Source organism: Pseudomonas sp. PSE14 (assembly GCF_029203285.1).
Lineage (GTDB): Bacteria > Pseudomonadota > Gammaproteobacteria > Pseudomonadales > Pseudomonadaceae > Pseudomonas.
This window is the reverse complement of record NZ_CP115669.1, coordinates 5,300,353-5,322,102: the sequence shown is the minus strand read 5'-3', so window position 1 is coordinate 5,322,102 and position 21,750 is coordinate 5,300,353. Positions and strand designations below refer to the sequence as shown.

19 protein-coding genes are annotated in these 21,750 nt (G+C 65.3%); 14 read left to right on the top strand and 5 right to left on the bottom strand.

Annotated elements, in window-relative coordinates; all coding sequences use genetic code 11:
* Nucleotide 1 precedes the first annotated feature (1 nt).
* From O6P39_RS24430 to O6P39_RS24400, 7 genes are all read left to right on the top strand, one after another.
* Nucleotides 2-1,759, top strand: coding sequence for a carbamoyltransferase (locus O6P39_RS24430; RefSeq protein WP_017520455.1), 1,758 nt, complete (start codon nt 2-4; stop codon nt 1,757-1,759).
* Nucleotides 1,743-2,876: a glycosyltransferase gene (locus O6P39_RS24425; RefSeq protein WP_275608955.1), complete on the top strand. Its 1,134-nt coding sequence runs from the start codon at nt 1,743-1,745 to the stop codon at nt 2,874-2,876. The genes O6P39_RS24430 and O6P39_RS24425 overlap by 17 nt, the downstream gene beginning before the upstream one ends.
* A gap of 80 nt (nt 2,877-2,956) precedes the next feature.
* On the top strand, nt 2,957-3,853 hold the full coding sequence (locus O6P39_RS24420) for a lipopolysaccharide core biosynthesis protein (RefSeq protein WP_275608954.1): 897 nt from the start codon (nt 2,957-2,959) through the stop codon (nt 3,851-3,853).
* A complete protein-coding gene (locus tag O6P39_RS24415; protein ID WP_275612024.1) occupies nt 3,853-4,407 on the top strand; it encodes a serine acetyltransferase in 555 nt (184 codons plus the stop codon). Before O6P39_RS24420 ends, O6P39_RS24415 begins: the two co-directional genes overlap by 1 nt.
* A gap of 182 nt (nt 4,408-4,589) precedes the next feature.
* Nucleotides 4,590-5,546 carry a glycosyltransferase gene (locus tag O6P39_RS24410; RefSeq protein WP_275608953.1) on the top strand — a complete coding sequence of 319 codons (957 nt, stop codon included), beginning with the start codon at nt 4,590-4,592 and terminating at the stop codon, nt 5,544-5,546.
* Between the two features lie 15 nt (nt 5,547-5,561).
* Nucleotides 5,562-6,443: a glycosyltransferase gene (locus O6P39_RS24405; RefSeq protein WP_275608952.1), complete on the top strand. Its 882-nt coding sequence runs from the start codon at nt 5,562-5,564 to the stop codon at nt 6,441-6,443.
* A gap of 14 nt (nt 6,444-6,457) precedes the next feature.
* A complete protein-coding gene (locus tag O6P39_RS24400) occupies nt 6,458-7,681 on the top strand; it encodes an O-antigen ligase family protein (protein WP_275608951.1) in 1,224 nt (407 codons plus the stop codon).
* On the opposite strand, the gene O6P39_RS24395 is transcribed toward O6P39_RS24400, so the two are convergent.
* Nucleotides 7,665-8,315, bottom strand: coding sequence for a lipopolysaccharide kinase InaA family protein (locus tag O6P39_RS24395; protein WP_275608950.1), 651 nt, complete (start codon nt 8,313-8,315; stop codon nt 7,665-7,667). The two genes, O6P39_RS24400 and O6P39_RS24395, sit on opposite strands and share 17 nt — an antisense overlap.
* 99 nt (nt 8,316-8,414) lie before the next feature.
* On the opposite strand from O6P39_RS24395, the gene msbA reads away from it, so the two are divergent.
* The 6 genes from msbA to O6P39_RS24365 all read left to right on the top strand — a co-directional run bounded on the left by msbA (nt 8,415) and on the right by O6P39_RS24365 (nt 16,886).
* Complete coding sequence (msbA, locus tag O6P39_RS24390) at nt 8,415-10,241, top strand: lipid A export permease/ATP-binding protein MsbA (protein ID WP_275608949.1); 1,827 nt, start codon at nt 8,415-8,417, stop codon at nt 10,239-10,241.
* 10 nt (nt 10,242-10,251) lie between these two features.
* Complete coding sequence (locus O6P39_RS24385; RefSeq protein ID WP_275608948.1) at nt 10,252-11,148, top strand: GNAT family N-acetyltransferase; 897 nt, start codon at nt 10,252-10,254, stop codon at nt 11,146-11,148.
* A 107-nt stretch (nt 11,149-11,255) separates the two neighbouring features.
* The gene (locus O6P39_RS24380) at nt 11,256-12,668 is read left to right on the top strand and encodes a PIG-L family deacetylase (protein WP_275608947.1); all 1,413 of its coding nucleotides are present in this window, start codon (nt 11,256-11,258) and stop codon (nt 12,666-12,668) included.
* Between the two features lie 87 nt (nt 12,669-12,755).
* Nucleotides 12,756-14,180 (top strand): bifunctional D-glycero-beta-D-manno-heptose-7-phosphate kinase/D-glycero-beta-D-manno-heptose 1-phosphate adenylyltransferase HldE, encoded by a 1,425-nt coding sequence (gene hldE / locus O6P39_RS24375; protein ID WP_275608946.1) that lies wholly within the window; start codon nt 12,756-12,758, stop codon nt 14,178-14,180.
* 207 nt (nt 14,181-14,387) lie between these two features.
* Nucleotides 14,388-15,671, top strand: a complete 1,284-nt coding sequence (locus O6P39_RS24370; protein WP_275608945.1) for an acyl-CoA dehydrogenase family protein — start codon at nt 14,388-14,390, stop codon at nt 15,669-15,671.
* A 9-nt stretch (nt 15,672-15,680) separates the two neighbouring features.
* A complete protein-coding gene (locus O6P39_RS24365; protein ID WP_275608944.1) occupies nt 15,681-16,886 on the top strand; it encodes an acyl-CoA dehydrogenase family protein in 1,206 nt (401 codons plus the stop codon).
* A gap of 62 nt (nt 16,887-16,948) precedes the next feature.
* Here the strand turns inward: O6P39_RS24365 and O6P39_RS24360 are convergent, their stop codons facing one another.
* The 4 genes from O6P39_RS24360 to O6P39_RS24345 form a co-directional block, all read right to left on the bottom strand.
* The gene (locus O6P39_RS24360) at nt 16,949-17,860 is read right to left on the bottom strand and encodes a metal ABC transporter ATPase (RefSeq protein ID WP_275608943.1); all 912 of its coding nucleotides are present in this window, start codon (nt 17,858-17,860) and stop codon (nt 16,949-16,951) included.
* Nucleotides 17,861-18,158: 298 nt separating this feature from the next.
* Nucleotides 18,159-18,962, bottom strand: a complete 804-nt coding sequence (locus tag O6P39_RS24355) for an aldo/keto reductase (RefSeq protein WP_275608942.1) — start codon at nt 18,960-18,962, stop codon at nt 18,159-18,161.
* Entirely contained in the window at nt 18,959-20,134 is a 1,176-nt protein-coding gene (locus O6P39_RS24350; RefSeq protein ID WP_275608941.1) for an FAD-dependent oxidoreductase, read from the bottom strand. Before O6P39_RS24350 ends, O6P39_RS24355 begins: the two co-directional genes overlap by 4 nt.
* A 170-nt stretch (nt 20,135-20,304) precedes the next feature.
* Nucleotides 20,305-20,637, bottom strand: a complete 333-nt coding sequence (locus O6P39_RS24345) for a multidrug efflux SMR transporter (protein ID WP_275608940.1) — start codon at nt 20,635-20,637, stop codon at nt 20,305-20,307.
* Between the two features lie 138 nt (nt 20,638-20,775).
* Here O6P39_RS24345 and O6P39_RS24340 point away from each other — a divergent pair, with 138 nt between their 5' ends.
* Nucleotides 20,776-21,660, top strand: a complete 885-nt coding sequence (locus O6P39_RS24340; RefSeq protein WP_275608939.1) for a LysR family transcriptional regulator — start codon at nt 20,776-20,778, stop codon at nt 21,658-21,660.
* Nucleotides 21,661-21,750: the final 90 nt, after the last annotated feature.

Here is a 21,750-nt window from a genome sequence, read left to right as displayed (position 1 = left end):
TGTGGCATTGACCATCCTCGGCCTGTCCGGCGCCGTAAGCCATGACCCTTCCGCCGCCCTGTACATCGACGGCAAGCTGGTCGCGGCCGTCGAAGAAGAGCGCTTCGTCCGCGACAAGCACGCGAAGAACCGTATGCCCTACGAGTCGGCCAAGTTCTGCCTGGAGCAGGCCGGGATCAAGCCGTCGGACGTTGACGTGGTGGCCATTCCCTTCGCCCCCATCAGCATCTTCGACAAGGCCCGCTGGCACTACGCCAAGCGCTACGCCTACGCGCCCGACCGCGCGCTGGACGCCATCCTGCTCGGCAACCGCCGCTACCACCGCTACTACAAGCGTATCCAGTGGTGCCTGCAGCAGCTGGGCTTCGACCTGAAGAAAACCAAGATCCAGCCGGTCGAACACCACCTGGCCCACGCCTCCAGCGCCTACCACTGCTCGGGCTTCAAGGAGAAGACCGCGATCCTCGGGATCGACGGCAAGGGCGAGTACGCCACCACCTTCTTCGGCTACGGCGAGAACGGCAAGATCCACAAGATCAAGGAGTTCTACGATCCGGACTCCCTGGGCGGCCTGTACGGCGCGCTGACCGAATACCTCGGCTTCGACATGCTCGACGGCGAGTTCAAGGTCATGGGCATGGCGCCCTACGGCGACGCCAGCAAGTACGATTTCTCCCGCCTGGCCAAGTTCGAGAACGGCGAGCTGATCATCAACACCGACTACGCCAACGTCATCGGCTTCCGTCGCTACAAGGAAAAGGGCAAGGGCTACTACTTCTCGCCCAAGCTGATCGAGTGGCTCGGCCCGAAGCGTGAAGGCGATATCGCCGACGATCCGTACATCCACTACGCCGCCAGCATCCAGGCACTGTTCGAGAAGCTGGCGCTGGAAATGATGGATTACTACCTGGGCGACATCATCCGCGAGACCGGCAAGATCGCCTTCGCCGGCGGCTGCGCGCTGAACGTCAAGCTCAACCAGAAGATCATCGCCCGTCCCGAGGTCAAGGAGCTGTACGTGCAGCCCGCGGCCAGCGACGCCGGCACCGCCGTTGGCGCCGCCGCGTACGTGTCCTGGGAGCGCGGCGTGCCGGTCGAGAAGATGGAGCACGTCTACCTCGGCCCGGAATACAGCAACGAAGACGTCATCGCCGCCTGCGCCCGCCACGAGGCCAAGCCGGTATGGCGCAAGATCGACAACGTGCCCGAGCTGATCGCCAAGGTACTGGTGGATGGCAACCCGGTGGCCTGGTTCCAGGGCCGCATGGAGTTCGGCCCGCGCGCCCTCGGTGGCCGCTCGATCATCGGTTGCCCGAGCGTTCCCGGCGTCGCCGACCGCATCAACGCGCAGATCAAGTTCCGCGAGCGCTGGAGGCCCTTCTGCCCGTCGATGCTGGATACCGTCGGCCCGCAGATGTTCAAGATCGACCACCCGGCGCCGTTCATGACCTTCACCTTCGAAGTCAACGAAGAGTGGAAGACCCGCGTGCCGGAAGTCGTCCATGAGGACGGCACCTCCCGCGCCCAGGTCCTCAAGCGCGAGTTCAACCCGCGCTACTACGACATGATGAAGGAGCTGGAGAAACTCACCGGAAACGGCGTGGCGCTCAACACCTCGCTGAACCGCCGTGGCGAGCCGATGATCTGCTCGCCCACCGACGCGCTGAACATGTTCTACGGGTCGGACCTGCAATACCTGATCATGCAGGACATCCTGGTGGTCAAGGATGGCGCGGCGGCCTATGACTCGCTCGGCTGAACCGCGCGTCCTGCAGTTCTGCCACGGCTATGACGGGCCCTTCCTGGATTGCGCCCGTCAATATGCCAGCCTGTTCGCCGGCACCGGCTACCGGGTCACCACGGTGTTCCTCACCGGCGCGCCCGACCCGGAAGTGGCCTCCGGCTGCGCCAGCGACGAGGTGCTGTTCCTCGACTACAGCTCGCGGGACATCCGCGGGTTGAAGCTCAAGGCGATCCGCGATCTACGCGAAATCGCCCGCTCCCGGGACTTCCGCTTCTGCATTGCGCACCGCTTCAAACCGACCTGGATCGCCATGCTCGGCACCCGGCTGCCGATCATCGGCGTGCACCACGGCTTCGGTGATTTTCAGCGCCTGGGGCGCAAGCTGTTCGCGCGCATCTTCGCCGAGCGCCTGAGTCTGCTGGGCGTCTCGAACGCGGTGCGCGACGAAATCCGCGCCTGCCTGCCTGCCTGGCCGCAGGAGCGCATCGAGACCCTCTACAACCGGGTCGACGTCGATGCGCTGCAGGTGCAGCAGGTCGACCGCTATCCTGCGCGTCAGCACCTGGGGCTGGCGGACAACGCCTGGGTGGTCGGCAACGTCGGCCGCCTGCATCCGGACAAGGACCAGGCCACCCTGCTGCGCGGCTTTGCCCAGGCACTGCCGCGCCTGCCGCACAACAGCCTGCTGGCGATTCTCGGCAAGGGCCGCCTGGAAGAAGACCTCAAGGATCTGGCTCGCGAACTGGGTATCGCCGAGCGCGTGCTGTTCCTCGGCCAGGTTCCCGATGCCAAGCGTTATTTCAAGGCGTTCGACGTGTTCGCCCTGAGCTCCGACCATGAACCGTTCGGCATGGTCCTGCTGGAGGCGATGGCTGCGGGCGTGCCGGTGATCGCGAGCGCAGGTGGCGGCGCCAGCGAAGTGGTCGAAGGCGTCGGCATCCTGTTCCCGCTGCGCGACGAGAAAGCCCTGGCCGAAGGCCTTGGACATATGGCGGCGCTCGACCGCGGCCAGCGCGAGGCCTGCGCGCAACAGATGGAGCAACGCCTGCAGACGCGCTTCTCCGACGGCGCCGTGCGTCGGGAGTTCTGGAGCTTGCCGCTGGTGAAGGCGCTCGTTGCCGGAGCCCACTAGGGGGCGCTCCGACTCCCACTTTTCCTTGGCCTTGGCGCAGCGGTCCCTGGCGACTTCATTGACGAATTTACGATTTGCATATGCTGGAACTGAAGCTAGAAAGTGGTCGACGCTGGCTGAGTGAGGGGGACATTCGTATTCCCATCGCTGAGTTCGGGGTCTGTCGCGGGCGCCACCAGGGCAGTGTGTTCCTGCTGGCTTCCGGGCCGTCCGCCGGAGAGTTTCCGCTGTCCCGCTATGCGGATTGGCCGGTCATCGCCATGAATGGCTCCATCGTTCGTTGCGCCGACCAGCAGATCAGTCCGTTCTTCTATATCTGCGATGATCCTGGTTTCGTACGTGATCGCCCGGATCTCGCTTGTCTGGGCGCGCGCAGCGCAGTAAACCTGGCCATGAGCCTGGATTGCTTCCAGGCGCTTCATCGGTATGACGCCTCCGTGTTGTCGCAGAGAACGGAGGTCATGTTGCTGGAGAGGGTCAATCGCATGCATGGCGTGGCAGTGCGTTCGGATCGCTCTTATGCATGGTCCGTCCGCAAAGATCCCGATCTGATCTGCGGGTTTTCCCTGTGGCGCAGAAAGGCCAATCGTATCGGCTTCAGCCGCGATATGAGCAAGGGCTATTTCGGCGCCCGCACCATACCCTACGCCGCGACGCAGTTGGCCTGTCACCTGGGCTTCAATCAGGTTTTCATCGTTGGAATGGATTTACACAAGAGCATCGGTCGCTTCTACGAAACAGGTGCGGCGGCCTTGCCCAGCAGCCTCGACGAGGATTTCGACGACTATATCCTGCCCAGCTTCCGGGTTGTGGCCGAGCAGGTCATGCCCCGCTATTCCCTGAAGCTCTTCAATCTGTCGCGGGACAGCCGGTTGCCGGCAAGCGTCGTACCGAAGGTCGATCCGACCGAGTTGGATGGGTTGCTCGAAGGTGAGATGGCGGCAAAGGACGGCAAGCGTATTCGAGTGAGGTCATGATGGATCTGCAGCAACTGATTGAGTGCTGGAAGTGCGAGGTCTCGAACAAGAAGAAGTCCGGCAGTCGCATCGGACTGATCAGTAACATTCTCAAGCGAGCCTACAAACATAATGTACTGCGTTATCTGCTGCAGTTCCGTCTGGCGCAGTTCCTTTATGCCAAGGGTGGAATGCGGCGCCGTTATGCGCTGCGTATGCAGCGTAAGTTGAACCGGCGCTATGCCGTGGACATCAGTGTTGCTGCGCAGATCGGTCCCGGCTTTCGCATCGCCCACCTGCCGGGGGTCGTCATCACCGGCTATGCGAAGATCGGCAGGAATTTCTTCATCCGGCAGAATTCGACCGTGGGCATCAAGACGTTGGGACGTGACCGGTACTCTCTAGTGATCGGTGACGACGTTAGTCTGGGAGCGCACAGTTGCATCATCGCCGATGAACTCGATATCGGCAGCGGTGTCACCATTGGGGCGATGTCATTCGTCAACAAGGATCTTCCTGCGGGCTGCACTTACTACAACGTCCGTCAAAGCCAAATTCTCCACGCCACACCCTGAGATGGTCGTCGCCTTGACCGAGTTGTTCAGCGTCCCCTAATCTTCGCGGCGCATTGTCCTTGTCGGCGCCCCGTTTCGTGTGTCGCGACTGGGCAGGTTGCATGGAGGCAGAGCGGCAGCCAGATCCGGCCCGGGATGTAAGCTAATTCGATTGCCCGCAATCCGGGACGTAAAGGTGAGTCTTGAAAGTTCTGTTCCTGGTCCAAAAAGAACAACGTGCGATCCTCGATCGGCTGTATGACGGTATCGCCGAGCATTGCGAGTGTGATCTGCGCTGGCTGACCAGTGACGAGCAGGCCAACCTGCGCCGTTACTTCCGCGAGCACGTGGATGTCTCGAAATACGACCGCATCCTGTTCTTCCTGCGCTTCAAGAAGGAGATGCGTCAGGCCGCCTTCATCCGCAGCGTGCCCAACCTGGTCATCCTCGAACACGACGCCTACCAGAACTACATTCCCTGCAAATACACCGGGAAGTTCAGCGCCCACTATCGCCGTCTGCCCTGGGCGCGCGTGATCAGTTCCGGCTTCATGGTCAGCGAGCGGCTGCGCCAGGAAGGTTTCGATGCGGTTTTCGTGCCCAAGGGCTACGACCAGGACCTGCTCCATGACTTGGGTCGCGAGCGCGATATCGAGCTGGCTTTCGTGGGGAGCACGGGCAGCGTTGCCTACAGTGGCCGCAAGGCGCTGCTGGACGAGCTGGGCAAGGTGGAAAACCTGCTGGTTACCAAGACGAATTCAGGCGAGGACTACCTGAACACCCTCAACCGCATTCGCTTCTTCGTCAGCGCGGATGTCGGCATGGGTGAGTACATGATCAAGAATTTCGAGGCCATGGCCTGCGGCTGTGTGTTACTGGCCTACGACCAGGGCGAGGCGGAGAACCGCGCTCTCGGCTTGCAGGATATGCACAACGTGGTGCTGTACCGCGACGTTGCCCAGCTTCGCAGCAAGCTGAAGATGCTTCGAGAGGACCCGCAACGAGTGGCTCGGATTGCCGAAGCGGGGCGGAAGCTGGCGCAGGACGGTTTCGGTTTCGGGCAGATCGGTGCTCGGATCGTCCGGGCCATGACACCTCCCCTGCGCGAGCGGCCTCAACCCGGCATGCTGGAACGCCTGCGCCTGGCGTTGAGGGTCTGACCCGTGGCTCATCCAATGGCAGCTGCCGAGGGAACTGTGGAATACCCGCTGATTTCCGTATTGGTGCCCTGTTACAACCGAGAGCGCTACATCGAAGAGACGCTGCTGAGCATTCTCGAGCAGGACTATCCGAACTTCGAGTTGATCGTGGTGGACGACGGTTCGCAGGATGCCAGCGTCGAGAGAATCCAGGCACTGCAGCAACGCTTCGACTTCCAGTTTTACCGTCAGGCCAACCAGGGTGTCAGCGCCGCGCTCAACACGGCTTTGCGCCATGCCCGCGGCGAATTGGTGGCAACGCCGGACTCCGATGACATCATGATGCCGGGGCGCTTGAGCCTTCAGGCCAACTATATGACGGATCACCCCGAGGTCGGCTGCCTCGGAGGGCGCGTCGTCTATATCGACGCTGATGGCAAGCGCCTGAAGGGCGAACAACGCAATGGCATACGCAGCTACAGTTTCGACGACCTGCTGGGGCATGCCATTGCCATCGGCGCAACGGTGGCGATGTATCGCCGTGAGGCCATCGAGCGGGTCGGGGGCTACGATCCGGAGATTCGTATCCAGGATTTCCAGATGACCCTGAAGATCGCCCACCTGGGCTATCGGGTCGAAGTTCTACCGGACGTGGTCAGCGGCTACCGTCGTCATGACGGCAACTTTTCGAAGACGGCCTACCGGCGCCAGTTCGATTACGACTGTATGACAGTCGCCCCTTACCGTGACCACCCGGCATACCTCGCGGGCATGACCTGCATCGTCAACAAGGCGCTCAAGCAGTCTGTCGTCGGGGACAAGGCTTACGCCTGGTCGCTGCTGCTGCAATTGCCGCCTTGGCGTTGGAATCGCGTCACCTGGCGGAGGATTCGCCATTTGTTGTTCAAGTTCGGGTAGGAAGAAGTTTTTCGATGAAGGATGTGATTGCGCACGCCTGGAGGGCCTGGTGCCCGCGTCTGACGCCGATGGGGGCGAGCCAGCGACGGGGTAGCCGAATCGCCGAGGCGATGCTTGGAGTCGGAGTGCTCTGGAGCATCGGTGGTGTGATGCTGACGCCGACCATGAAGTTCTACTCTCAGATGGTCATCCTGTTCGTCTACCTGCCGTCTCTGTGGCTGTGCATTGCCCGCCGACAGGAGCTTGGACATCTGCTTCGGGCCCACAAGGAAATGTGGGTGCTGCTGGCGCTGTTCGGTTGGGCGGTCCTGTCGCTGCTCTGGTCCAAGGGTGGCGGCAATCCGCTGGGCTCATTCAAGGAGGCGGCGCTGTTCATGCTGCTTATCCAGGGTTGGGTGCTCTGGGGGCGCGCGGATGAGCGGCGGTTACGCCTGGCCATGCTCTCGCTGGCACTGGTGATCGGTTTCTACAGCGTGGCTGCCCTGATCCTGAAGCCGGAATTTGGCGGCGGTCGCCTGAACGGACTTGGCGGATTCCTCGACAACCCCAATGCGGCGGCCTATTCGATCGCCTTCGTCACGGTGATGTGCGTGCCGTTACTGCCTCGCCGGGGCTGGCAGCAGTTGCCCTGGGCGATGCTGCTGGCCGTCTCGCTGATCTACGTGGTGTTGTGTGGGAGCCGAGGGGCGCTTCTGGCCCTGATGGTTACCGCGATCTTCAGCCTGAGCCTGGTGCCCGGTCGGGTCGCCAAGCTGCTGCCGTTCTTGCTGTTGTTGGGGGGGGCGATTCTCTTCGTGGTCGAACCGGGGTTGCTGGCGCGCGGCGATGCCCAGCGCTTCGATCTGCTACGCAATGCCTGGCCGCAGATCCAGGAGCACCTTTGGACGGGAGTGGGGCTGGGGGGCGATTATTCGGTAGCCAGTGCGACGATCATCTACCGCAATGGCGCGCATAATTTCCTGGTGCACACCGCCCTCCAGTACGGCGTGCCGGCACTGCTGCTGTTCCTGCTGCTGTGGGGAATGATAGGGCTTCACGCCTGGCGTTGCCGGACGCGCGCGCTGGGGCTGTCGGTGATGTTGCTCTGGGTATTCTCCAGCGTGGCCATGCAGTTCGACGTCTTCAGCCTGTGGGAGCGTACGCGCGCCATGTGGCTGATGCCCTGGGTCGTGATCCTGCTGGGACTGTGCCTGGAGCGCTGGCCGCAGGTGCGGCCGGCGGTCATGGAGCCGAGCTGAGAATCTGCTTGAGCTCCGGCAGGCTCCAGCGCACCGGGCTGCGCGCGAGGTAGGCCTTCGACAGGCTGTCGGTGTTGCCCTCCAGCAACCACTGGCGGTCGTTGGCATAACGCAGCATGTGGGCGAAGTTGCGCTTGCGCTGCAGTCGGGACAGCGCCCGGCGCTGCTTCTTCATATCGGCGAGGTCGATCAGGCCCAGCCTGCCTTCGGGCGTCTTCACCACGTTCCCCAGGTGCAGCGAGCGGAAGTACACGCCCTGATCGTGCAGGTCCGCGATCAGCGTGCCCAACTGCGCAGCGAGCTGCTGGTCGGCCTCGCCGGCGGCGATGACCTGACGCAGCGTATCGCCCGGTAGTGGCCGGTAATGCACGGCGTCGCGAGCGATATCGGCGATGCGATAGACCGCGATGATCTCGGGGCAGGGCACCGCCAGGCGTTGCAGCGTCCGGGTGTTGTCGGCGAAGCGCTGGGCGTAGGGATAGAACGCTGCCGAGGAAATCAGGCGCTTGCGCCGGAACAGTTTCAGGAAGTTGCCGTCCGCCAGCCGCAGGACCTTGTCGCCGTGCTTGTCGGCTTCCAGCACCTGGGCGCCGGCGCGCAGCGATTCGTAGGCGGGGAGGGCGAGGTCTTGCATGGCGTGGTCCTGTTCAAGAGCGGGCTATAGTAGCCCAGCCGCCGGGCAAACGAGAGCGCTGTGTTATAATCGCCGACCTTTTAAGCGTGCGATTCCTACATGGCCGGCAACGAAACCCAGGCTCCCTCCAGCCTGAAGATTTATTTCCGACTGCTTTCCTATGTACGCCCGTACATCGGGATGTTCCTGCTCAGCATCGTCGGCTTCCTGATCTTCGCCGCTACCCAGCCAATGCTGGCGGGCATCCTCAAGTACTTCGTCGACGGCCTGGCCCATCCGGACGCCAAGCTGTTCCCCAACGCGCCGCTGGCCTGGCTGCGCGACCTGCAACTGCTGTATGCGGTGCCTCTGCTGGTGGTACTGATCGCGGTCTGGCAGGGTGTCGGCTCGTTCCTGGGCAACTACTTCATCGCCAAGGTCTCCCTGGGCTTGGTGCAGGACCTGCGCATCGCACTGTTCAACAATCTGCTGACGCTGCCCAACCGCTATTTCGACAGCCACAACTCCGGGCACCTGATCTCGCGCATCACCTTCAACGTGACCATGGTCACCGGCGCTGCCACCGACGCGATCAAGGTAGTGATCCGCGAAGGCATGACCGTGGTCTTCCTGTTCCTCTCGCTGCTGTACATGAACTGGAAACTGACCCTGGTGATGCTGGCGATCCTGCCGGTCATCGCATTGATGGTGACCAGCGCCAGCCGCAAGTTCCGCAAGCAGAGCAAGAAGATCCAGGTGGCCATGGGCGACGTGACCCATGTGTCCTCCGAGACCATCCAGGGTTACCGCGTGGTTCGCAGTTTCGGTGGCGAGGCTTATGAGCGCCAGCGCTTCCAGAACGTGACTGACGAGAACACCAGCAAGAACCTGCGCATGAACAAGACCTCGGCGATCTACACGCCGATGCTGCAACTGGTGATCTACAGCGCCATGGCCGTGCTGCTGTACCTGGTGCTGCTGCTGCGCGGCGACGCTACTGTCGGCGACCTGGTGGCCTACATCTCCATGGCCGGCCTGCTGCCCAAACCGATCCGCCAGCTCTCCGAAGTCAGCTCGACCATCCAGAAGGGCGTGGCCGGCGCCGAGAGCATCTTCGAGCAGCTCGACGAGCAACCCGAAGTGGATCATGGCACCGTCGAGCGCGAGCGCGTGAACGGCCGCCTGGAAGTGAAGAACCTCAGCTTCACCTACCCGGGCACCGAGAAGCAGGTGCTCAAGGACCTGAACTTCAGCGTCGAGCCGGGCCAGATGGTGGCGCTGGTCGGCCGCTCCGGCAGCGGCAAGTCGACCCTGGCCAACCTGATTCCGCGCTTCTACGACCACAGCGACGGGCAGATCCTGCTCGATGGCGTGGACGTCGAAGACTACAAGCTGACCAACCTGCGCAAGCACATCTCGCTGGTGACCCAGCAGGTCAACCTGTTCAATGACAGCGTGCTGAACAACATCGCCTACGGCGACCTGGCCAGCAAGCCGCGCGAGGCGGTGGAAAAGGCCGCCGACGATGCCTTCGCCCGCGAGTTCATCGATCGTCTGCCTGAAGGATTCGAGACCGAAGTCGGCGAGAACGGCGTGATGCTCTCCGGCGGCCAGCGCCAGCGCCTGGCGATTGCCCGTGCGTTGCTCAAGGATGCGCCGGTGCTGATCCTCGACGAGGCCACCTCGGCGCTGGACACCGAGTCCGAGCGGCACATCCAGGCCGCCCTGGAGAAGGTCATGGAAGGCCGCACCACCCTGGTGATCGCCCACCGCCTGAGCACCATCGAGGCGGCGGACCTGATCCTGGTGATGGACCAGGGTCACATCGTCGAGCGCGGCAGCCACGACCAGCTGATCGCGCAGAATGGCTACTACGCCCGTCTGCATGCGCGACAGTTTGCCGACGAGCCGGCCGAGGCAGGTTCCAACGCCGAGCAGTCGGTTTGACGTTCCTGACATGCTGAACCGACTGCGCCTTTTCCGCGAACGCGGCTGGACGCCCATTGCGGCGGCTGATTATGCCGTCGCCTGGCAGACCTTCGGTGGCAGCGTCGCCACCCATCCCGACGTGGTCGAGCGTCTCGCCAGCCTGGCCGGTATCCCGGTGCGCTACCTTGGCTGGTTCGAGGGCGACGAACTGCGCGCCGCCGTACCGACCTGGGGGCGCAATCTGGCGCTGTCCAAGGACGTGCTCAAGCGCGAGGGCAAGAAGGCGCTGTTCGACCTGGGCAACGCCGAAATCATCCTGCCCATCGCCGAAGGCTCTCGAATCGAGCTGCGGCACCGGGTTCGCTACCTCTCCGAGCTGAACCGCGAGCAGGTCAGCGATGCCCGCGAGCAGCCCGAACAACTGGCGATGAACCGTGCGCCGGCCGATTTCTCCAAGAAGTTCCGCTACAACCAGCGCCGCGAGCAGCGCCTGCTGGAAGAGGCGGGGGGCGTGCTGCAGCCCATGAGTGAGCTGAGCCCCGAGGAGCAGGCGCGCATCTATGCCGACCTGTTCCAGCGCCGCTGGGAGTTCGAGGTGCCGGGCAAGGCGCGGCTGGCCGAAGTCTTCAGCCTGATGCGTGAATTCATGCGCGGCTCCCTGGTGCGCCTGGACGGCGAGCCGGTGGCGATCCAGATTCTCTACCGGGTCGAGGCGCCGAAATGGGTCAGCGTGGAATACATCAACGGTGGCGTCGCCCCGGAGAATCGCGACTTCAGCCCTGGCAGCGTGCTCAGCTTCGTCAACACGCAGGAGGCCTGGGCCGACGCCGAGGCGCTGGGCAAGCCGCTGCGCTATTCCTTCGGCCGCGCCGACCGCGAGTACAAGGACCGTTGGTGCCACCGCGTGCCGGTATTCCAGGTCTGATCCCGCTTTTCGTAGGAGCGAGCTTGCTCGCGAACAGCCCCGCCGCGCCGGTGGGTTCGCGAGCAAGCTCGCTCCTACAGCTCCAGCCGACTTAACGGAGAACCACCATGACCGCCCGCAAGCAGCAACTGCTCAAACAGCACCGCCGCAAGAAACGCGTGGTCCTGCTCATTGCCCTGCTGGCGCTGATCCTGCTCGGCATCTTCGCACCCTGGTGGAGCGTGCCGCTGGCCGTGATCCTCGGCTGGGTCGCCCACGAAGCCTGGTTCGCCGACCACCTGTTCTACTCGCCACGCGACGACTACCGCTACGACTTCCCGCAAGGCAGCGTGGCCTTGCCGGTCTCTCTCGGCCCGCGTGGCCTGCACCTCGCCGACGGCGCATTGCCGGCGGACGCGGAAACCCTTGTGCTGGAAGTCGAGGTCAAGGCTTCCCTGCTTGGACGCTGGCTCGACCCGCAGGTGCTGATCGAAGGCGGCGAGAGCGACCGCCAGGACTTCGAGCGTGGTGTCAGCGGCAAGCGCTACATCAACCTCTCCGGCCAGGGCGACGCCCTGCGCGCCGGCCATCTGCGCCTCCGCGGCCGTCATTGCCGCCTGGCGCAACACGCTGTGCTGCACGCCTTCCACAATCCCGATTACGCCCGCCAGCGCCTGCTGATCGTCGCGCCCCATGCCGATGACGCCGAACTGGCCGCCTTTGGCCAGTACAGCCGCTGCCCGGAGGCCTGGATCGTTACCCTGACCCAGGGCGAAATCGAGGCCGAGCACTACCAGCGCCTGGGCCTGGACAAGGCCGCCGCCGCCCGTCTGAAGGGCCGCCTGCGTATCTGGGACAGCATTGCTGCGCCGCTCTGGGGAGGTGTGCCCGCTGAGCGCTGCGTGCAACTGGGCTACTACTGCCTGCAACTGCCGGCGATGGCGGCCGAGCCCAGCCAGGCCTTCGGCTCGCGGGAATCCGGCGAAAGCGATGTGCGCAGCGCGCGTAGCTTCAACCCGCTGCAGTTGCCCGCCGACCGTGACGGCGCGCCGACCTGGTTGAACCTGGTGGCTGACCTGACCGCGCTGATCGAGCACGTCCGCCCCGACGTCATCCTCACCGCCCATCCGGAACTGGACCCCCACGCCGACCACGTCCATGCCACCCGTGCCGTGCTGGAAGCCCTCGACCGCAGCAGCTGGAAGCCGCAGAGCCTGCTGCTCTACGCCAACCACCTGCACGACAATGACCGCTGGCCGATGGGCCCGGCCGACGGCGGCATCGCCCTGCCTCCTTGTATCGAAGCATTACCAGCTGACCCGCTGTGGAGCCCGGTGCTCGATGCGGCTACTCGCATCGACAAGGCCCAGGCGCTCGCCCTGCAGCACGACCTGCAGACCCCGCTCAGCGGCAAGAAGCGCCTGCGCCGCCTGATCCAGCGCCTGCTCGCCGGGCGCCAGTGGCCGGTGACCGGCGAGGACGAATTCTTCCGCAAGGCGGTGCGCCGCCATGAGCTGTTCTGGGTTCGCAAAGTCCCCTAGCCAATACGGTGACCGCCCGGTGTCCGACGCAAGTCGCACTGGGCGGCTATGGTATTATCCGCGGCGATTTCGACCTGCGGAGTTCCCATGAAACTGACCATGCCCCGATTCGATCAGGCCCCCGTGCTGGTGGTTGGCGACGTTATGCTCGACCGCTACTGGCACGGCGCGACCTCGCGCATCTCGCCCGAGGCGCCGGTGCCCGTGGTGCGGGTCGAGCAGCATGAGGACCGTCCCGGTGGCGCCGCCAACGTCGCGCTCAACCTTGCCGCCCTCGGCGCCCCGGCCTTCCTGGTCGGCGTCACCGGCGTCGACGAAGCCGCCGACAGCCTGAGCGACAGCCTGCAGGCGGTGGGCGTGACCACCCGCTTCCAGCGCATCGCCGGTCAGCCGACCATCGTCAAGCTGCGAGTCATGAGCCGCCACCAGCAACTGCTGCGCGTGGACTTCGAGGAAGCCTTCCGCACCGACGCCGTGGCCCTCTCCGCCGACGTCGAGGCGTTGCTGGATAACGTCCGCGTGCTGGTGCTCTCCGACTACGGCAAGGGTGCGCTGAAGAACCATCAGCAACTGATCCAGGCTGCCCGCCAGCGCAACATCCCGGTGCTGGCCGATCCCAAGGGCAAGGACTTCGCCATCTACCGTGGCGCCAGCCTGATCACCCCGAACCTCTCCGAATTCGAAGCCATCGTCGGCCGCTGCGCCGACGAGGCCGAGCTGGTCGCCAAGGGCCAGCAACTGATGACCGAGCTGGAACTCGGCGCGCTGCTGGTCACCCGTGGCGAGCACGGCATGACCCTGCTGCGCCCCGGCCACAACGCCCTGCACCTGCCGGCCCGTGCCCGTGAAGTGTTCGACGTCACCGGCGCCGGCGACACCGTGATTTCCACCCTGGCCGGTGCCCTGGCTGCCGGTGAAGACCTGCCGCAAGCCGTGGCCCTGGCCAACCTGGCCGCCGGCATCGTGGTCGGCAAGCTCGGTACCGCCGCCATCAGCGCCCCGGAACTGCGCCGCGCCGTGCAGCGCGAGCAGGGCTCCGAGCGTGGCGTGCTGAGCCTCGATCAACTGCTGCTGGCTATCGAGGACGCCCGCGCTCACGGCGAGAAGATCGTCTTCACCAATGGCTGCTTCGACATCCTCCACGCCGGCCACGTGACCTACCTGGAGCAGGCCCGCGCCCAGGGCGACCGTCTGATCGTCGCGGTCAACGACGACGGTTCGGTGACCCGTCTGAAAGGCCCGGGCCGCCCGATCAACAGTGTCGACCGCCGGATGGCCGTACTGGCCGGCCTCGGCGCGGTGGACTGGGTCGTCAGCTTCGGCGAAGACACCCCCGAGCGCCTGCTGACCGAAGTCCGCCCTGACGTGCTGGTGAAGGGCGGCGACTACGGCGTGGACCAGGTGGTCGGCGCTGACATCGTCAAGGCATACGGCGGCGACGTCCGCGTGCTGGGCCTGGTGGAAAACAGCTCCACCACCGCTATCGTCGAGAAGATCCTGCACCAGGGCTGATCCCTCACTTTCTGTAGGAGCGAGCTTGCTCGCGAACAAAACCCGCTGCGGACTCGTTCGCGAGCAAGCTCGCTCCTACAGATACTCGCCTTCGCGCGGACCTCCCACTGACCGCTCTGCCAGCGACCGACGGCAAAGCGGTCATGGTTCCCCCGCCGATTCCCGGCGCATGATCGATGGCATCCACCCTCCGCGGAGCGAGATGCCATGACCACCGATGTGCAGGGCCGCGCCCTGGCCGTGCTGAACCGCGTCGCCCAGGCCGACTGGCCGGATCGCCTGAAGCTGCGCAAACCCTTCGAGAAACTGCTCTACAGCGGCAGCCGCACGGGCTTTCGCATGGTCAGCGAGCGCGCCGCCAAGCAGACCAAGACCCCGCGCAAGGTCGACCCGGATGGCCTGTTCGACCTGTCCCTGTCCGACGAGCAGCAGATGCTGGTGGAAATGCTCGAAGGTTTCGCCGTCGAAGTGCTGCGCCCCGCCGCCCACGACGCGGATGCCAAGGCCAGCCTCAGCCTGGAGCTGCTCGCCCAGGCGCAGGAGCTGGGCCTGACCCATTACGGTGTCAGCGAAGTGCATGGCGGCATGGCTGGCGAGCGCACCGCGGTGACCAACGCGCTGATCGCCGAATCCCTCGCCCAAGGCGACCTGAGTCTGGCCGCCGCGCTGCTGGTGCCGCTGTCGGCAGCCAACTGCATTCGCCGCTGGGCGTCGTCCGAGCAGCAGGCGCGCTGGTTGCCGGCCTTCGTTGCGGAAGACGCGGCGCCGCTGATTGCCATCGCGGTGACCGAGCCGCAACTGCTGGGCGATCCGCAACGCTTGTCCACCAAGGCGCGCAAGCGCGGATCGAACTACATGCTGTCCGGCGAAAAGTGCCTGGTCGTGCGCGGCGTGGATGCACAGAAATTGATAGTCGCGGCCGACGCGGGCGATGGTCCGGCGCTGTTCCTTGTCGACACCCGCGCCAAGGGTGTCGAGGTGCGTACTGAGCCTGCCATGGGCCTGAAGGCCACCGGCACGGCGCGGGTTCGCTTCAAGGGCGTGAAGGTGCCGGCCGAACAGCGGCTGGCGGCGGAGCGCTTCGACTACCAGGCCTTCCTCGACTACACCGCGCTGGCCTGGTGCGCGCTGGCCGTGGGTACCGGGCAGGCTGCGCTGGACTATGTGATCACCTACTGCAACGAGCGCGAGGCGTTCGGCGAGCCGATCAGCCATCGCCAGGGCGTGGCCTTCATGGTCGCGGACATCGCCATCGAGCTGGACGCCATGCGCCTGATGGTCTGGCGCGCCTGCGCGCTGGCCGAACGCGGCCAGGCGTTCCACCGCGAGGCCTATCTCGCGAAGCTGCTCTGCGCGGAGAAGGCCATGAAGATCGGCACTGACGCCGTGCAACTGCTCGGTGGACACGGATTCACCCAGGAACACCCAGCCGAGCGCTGGTACCGCGACCTGCGCGCGATCAGTCTGATGGCCGGCGGTCTGCATCTGTAGGAGTTATCCATGTATCTCGAAACACCGAAGAAATTCCGTACGCTGCAGAACCAGGCCCGCCAGGTGGCGGAGAACTACCTGCGACCGATCTCCCGCAAGTACGACAAGGCCGAGCACGCCTATCCCAAGGAGCTGGACCTGCTGGCCGCGCTGCTGGACGGTATGAACGCCGGCTCGCCGGACGCCGTTGGCGCCACTTCCGCCAGTAAGCGCAAGAGTGGCGCGGAGGAGGGCGTGAAGAATGGCGGCAACCTCTCCGCCTGCCTGGGTGTGATGGAAATGTGCTGGGGCGACACTGGCCTGCTGCTGGCCATGCCGCGCCAGGGATTGGGCAACGCGGCCATCGCCGCTGTGGCCAATGAAGAACAGCTCAAGCGCTTCTCCGGCACTTGGGCGGCCATGGCCATCACCGAGCCGGGCTGCGGTTCCGATTCGGCGGCTATCCGCACCACCGCCACCCGCGATGGCGATCACTACGTGCTCAATGGCGAGAAGATCTTCGTCACCTCCGGCGCCCGCGCCGACGCCGTGGTGGTCTGGGCGACCCTGGACAAGAGCCTGGGCCGCGCGGCGATCAAGTCCTTCGTGGTGGAGAAGGGCACGCCGGGCATGACCGTCACCCGCCTGGAGAAGAAACTCGGCATCAAGGCGTCGGACACGGCGTCCATCAGCTTCAGCGACTGTCGCGTGCCGGCGGCGAACCTGCTGGGCAACGCCGAGATCGACGTGCAGAAAGGCTTCGCCGGGGTGATGGAAACCTTCGACAACACCCGCCCGCTGGTGGCCGCCATGGCTATCGGCGTGGCCAAGGCCTCGCTGGATCGCACCGGCGAGCTACTGAAGAAAGCAGGGTGCCGCTTCGACTATCGCCAGCCGCTGCTGACCGCCAGCCATGCCGAGGCCACGCTGTATCGCCTGGAAGCCGAATGGGAAGCGGCGCGCCTGCTGACCCTGAAGGCCGCGTGGATGGCCGACAACCGTTTGCCCAACTCCAAGGAGGCCTCCATCGCCAAGGCCAAGGCCGGGCGCGTGGCCAACGAGGTGACGCTCAAATGCGTGGAGCTGGCGGGAGCGTTGGGTTACGGCGAGGAAGAGCTGCTGGAGAAGTGGGCGCGGGATTCGAAGATTCTCGACATCTTCGAGGGCACCCAGCAGATCCAGTTGCTGATCGTGGCGCGGCGGCTCCTGGGCAAGAGTTCGAGCCAGCTGAAGTGAGGAGGGGCGCTTTTCTGTAGGGGTGATCCGAGAGTCAGCATGGCCGGTTCAGGTCGGTGGAGTCAGGCCGTGCGCCGCCCGCTGCCGGCATTGCCGGCGGCGGGCGGCCACTGCTCCATCCATTCGCGGAATCGGATGCGCTCTTCGCGCACCAGCCAGCCGTCCTGCTCGGCGAAACTTTCCGACAGCCACAGGCCTCGGGTGCCGGCCTTGCACAGCTCGCCCTTGCTCAGGGTGTAGAGCTCGCCGGTGGGCCGGCCATGCTCCAGCGGCAGCAGGTAGAGATCCGGACGCCGACGGTCGAGGCGCGCCACCAGCGGGCCGCTTTCGAGTTTTTCGTCGACGTGGAACAGGCTGACATCGCGGGCGTCCTTGGGCAGTTCCATGCGCAGGTCATAGACCAGCTGCAGCGAGGCGGTCGGCAGGTGCACATAGGCCTGCGGACGCTCCAGCAGGCGCAGGGCGCCGGCCTGGACCGGGCGCGAGGCGCCGGACAGCGGGGTCAGGGAGAAGTGGCTGTCTTCGCGGTAGCGCAGGGCACCTTCATAGGGCGTCGGCAGCCAGGTGTCGCCGAAGCGCCCGCCGAGCCAACCGTCGGCGGTTTCCACCAGGCATTCCTCGGCCACTTCCTGGATCGCGGTGAGTAGCGGCAGGTTCAGTTCGTGCGCCGGTACGTAACCGGAAATCAGCTTGAGCACGGTGTCGCCACGGTCCAGGCGGCGCTGGCGCACCAGAATCCAGTGGTCGCGGCCCTGGAAGTTCAGGGTCAGGCGCACCGAGACCCCCAGATTCGCCAGCTCGGCGACGAAGCGCCCGCTGTCGTTGATCTGGATGGGACGGCGGCGTTCCAGCACCTGGGCGAAGTTCAGGGGCTTGCCGAGGGTCTGGTAGGCGAGGCTGTCCGTGCCGGCTTCCACCAGCAGGGGCAGGGTCTTGAAGGCGGTCGGGTCCTTGCGGGCGAGCGTACGGGGCATGTGGGCTCCTTCTCGTACAGGGCGCCGGGCGGGCCCATCAGGGCGCGCCGACGTGAACACTGACCGTCTGTGGGAACGGTCCGGCCGATCGATTTCGGGGGTCGCTGGAATGCAGACAGCCTGGCGCCGCTCCTGGCGTCATCGAAAATCCAGGGGATTTCCGGGTTTTTCCCTGAAAGGCTGGGTGATTCCGAGGTTATTGCGTGTGGATCACCGGTTGGCGACATTTTCTACGTCCCCGGTTTTTGCCGGGGAGTTTGAGCATGGCACAGGAAAAGGTAATCCACATGACCGCCGATCAGCGGTCGAGGACCTCGGCGGCGATGCTCACGTTGTGGGCGAGGTGCAGCGGATTGATGGTCCCGACGATGGCGCTGGCCACGCCCGGGTGCCCCAGCACCAGTTCGAAGCTGGCGCGCACCGGGTCGACGCCGGGGGCGAGGGCGGCATGGCCGCTGGCCAGGGCCTTCTTGATCAGGATTCCGCGAGCATGGGCCTGGGCGTGGTCGATCACGGCCTTTTCCGCCTGTTCCTTGAGGTTGTAGGTCACCATCGCGCAGTCGCCGCGTTCCAGGGCCAGCAGGCCGCCATCGACGGTCTTGCCGGAGAAGCCGAAACCACGGATCAGGCCGTCTGCCTTGAGACGCTCCAGGGTCGTGTAGACCTCGGTGCCTTGCAGGATGTCCAGATCGTTGCCGTCCGAGTGCACCAGCACCAGGTCGATGTAGTCGGTCTCCAGGCGCTTGAGGCTGCGCTCCACCGAGCGGCGGGTGTGGGCGGCGCTGAAGTCGAAGTGCGACTGGCCGTCGACGAACTCCTCGCCGGTCTTGCTGACGATCACCCATTGGTCGCGCTGGCCGCGCAGCAGCGGGCCGAGGCGTTCCTCGCTGCGGCCGTAGGCCGGCGCGGTGTCGATCAGGTTGATGCCCAGGTCGCGGGCCAGCGCGATCAGGTCGGCGGCTTCGCGGTCATCGGGAATGCGGAAGCCTTCGGGGTATTTCACGCCCTGGTCGCGGCCGAGTTTCACGGTGCCCAGACCCAGCGGCGAGACGGAGAGGCCGGTGCTGCCCAGCGGGCGGTGCAGGTGGTGCAGGGTCTTCATCCGAGCAGTTCCTCCCACACCGGACGGGCCATGGCCGGGCGCGGCAGCTCGGGCAGCGCGGCGCTCGTCTGTGGGCGGATGCCGTTCTTTTCCAGGGATTCCAGCACGCGATCGGCGAAGTTCGGCGCCAGGGCCAGCTTGGTTGGCCAGCCGACCAGCAGCGCGTCGTCTTCGGCGAGGAAGGCGCTGTCCGGGCGCAGCAGGTTGTTCTGCGCGGGCTCCGCGCGGTCCACGCGCAGGGTGGCCCAGCGCGCGGCGGAGAGGTCGATCCAGGGCACCAGCTTGTGCAGCTCGTGCTGCGCCTCGGCGATCTGCTCGGCTTCGTTGCGGGCCACGCCTGCGGCTTCGGCGATGTCGCCGCCCAGGTACCAGACCCAGTCGCCATTGCTCAGCGGATGGGTGGTGACGGTGACGCGCGGCTTCGGCCCGCCGCCCACGCAATGGGCGTACAGGGGTTTGAGGGTCGGCGCGGTGACCAGCACCATGTGCAACGGGCGGCGCTGCATCTCCGGGCGTTCCACGCCCAGCTCACGCAGCAGGGCTTCGTTGCCGGCGCCGGCGCTGAGCACCACGCGCTGGGCGCGGATCTCGCGGCTGTCCACGCGCAGGCCGACGAGCTTGTCGCCCTCGCGCAGCGCTTCGATGCGCTCGCCGGCCAGCAGGCTGTCGCCGGCCAGCTCGGCGAGGCGGGCGATCAGGCTGGGTACGTCCAGCACCAGTTCGGTGAGGCGATAGGCCTTGCCCTTGAAGGCCTTGTCCTGCAGCGCCGGCGGCAGGTCGGCGCCTTTCACCTGGGCGACGCGGCTGCGCACCGCCTTGCTGGCGAAGAAGCTGGTGAGGTTGCCGGCCAGGCCGCCGGGCGACCAGAGGTAGTGGGCGTCGGAGAGCACGCGTACGCCGCGCAGGTCCACTTCGCCGGTACCGGCCAGGCAGTCGCGCCACAGCGCCGGCATGTCGGCGATGGCTTCCGAGGCGCCGGTCAGCGCGCCATGCAGGGCGTACTTGGTGCCGCCATGGATGATCCCTTGCGAGCGCATGCTCTGCACGCCGCCCAGCGCGGTGTTCTCCACCAGCACGGTGGAGAAGCCGGCGCGCCGCAGGCGAGCGTTGAGCCAGAGACCGGCGATGCCGCCGCCGACGATGAGGATGTCGGTGCTCAGGGATTCGGACATGAAAGCGCCTCGAGGGGAAAACGAAGCGCGCAGTATAACGCTTGAGGGCGGCGGCAAACGCCCGTTGGCTCAGGCTGCTTTTGTAGGAGCGAGCTTGCCCGCGAACCAGCCACCGCAGCGGAAGGCGTTCGCGAGCAAGCTCGCCCCTACAGAATGCCGAGGGCGCCGCATCAGTGGCCCGCGTTGCCGGAGAACAACTGGATCACCACGACCCCGCTGACGATCAGCCCCATGCCTAGCAGCGCGGCGGTATCGAGTTTCTGCTGGTAGAGCACCAGGGCTGCAATGCTGACCAGCACGATGCCCAGGCCCGCCCAGATGGCGTAGGCGATGCCCACCGGGATGCTGCGTACCACGATCGTCAGCATCCAGAAGGAGATGGCGTAGCCGACGATCACCAGCAGCAGCGGCAGGGGAGTGGACAGGCCCTTCACCGACTTCAGCGAGGCGGTGGCGATGACTTCGGCGACGATGGCGATGGCGAGGTAGAGATAGCCGGGCATGACAGGTCCTCCCCTGAAGCGACGCGCCGCGGTGTGCGGCGCGTGGGTTGTGTTCGGTCTGGTGGGCATTCTAGTCATTCGGATGATGGGATAAAGTCATTACCTATCTGCTTTAAAGATAGGTTGTGGAGATAGGTCATGCAGTGGAACCTGGATCAGTTGCGACTGTTCGTCAGCGTCGCCGATCAATCTTCCTTCTCGGCGGCGGCGCGGCAGCTCAAGCGCGTGCAGTCGGCGGTGAGTTCGTCCATCGCGCTGCTGGAAAGCGACCTGGGCGTGACCCTGTTCGACCGCAGCAGCGGCCGCCAGCCCGTGCTCACCGCTGAGGGCCGGGCGCTGCTGGATGAGGCGAGGGAAGTGCTGCGCCAGTGCGAGCGGCTGGAGAGCCGTGCACTGTCGCTGGTTCGCGGCACCGAGCCGTTGCTGCGGCTGGCGCAGGACGAGGCGATGCCCTATCAGCCGGTACTCTCTGGGTTGCAGGCGCTGGCGCAGGAATTCCCCACCCTGGAGGTGCAGCTGGCCAGCGGCGCCCAGGGCGATGTGGCGCGCAAGCTGCTGGAGCGGCGCGCCGACCTGGGCCTGCTGTTCCACCATGAGGGCATGCCGGAAGCGCTGGAGCGGCAGCGGCTTGGCACCATCGAGATGGTCACGGTGTGCGGCGCCGGGCATGAACTGGCGAAGCTGGATTACGCCGACCGCCGCGAATTGGCCCGCCATCGCCAATTGCTGATGGCGCCGCAGGACAGCCATTACCCCGGCGGCGAGCAGATCAGCCCGCTGGTGTGGCGCGCCGACAGCTTCTACGCCATGGCTGAACTCCTGATGCGCGACCTCGGCTGGGCCTGGTTGCCGACCCACGTCGCCCAGTACCCGGCCTACCAACCGCTGCTGGTGGAGCTGGCCAGCGACTGGACGCCGCCGCCGCTGGTGGTGGAACTGGTCTGGCGCCGCGACGAGCCCCTGGGGCCGGCGGCGAACTGGCTGGGGGAGTGCTTCGCCAGGCATCTCGCCTCGCCGGTTTGATGCCACCCTCTTGTTGTGGGCGGGAAATGCTCTTCGTAGGAGCGAGCTTGCTCGCGAACAGGAGCCAATGGTTGCTCCGGCATCAAGCGG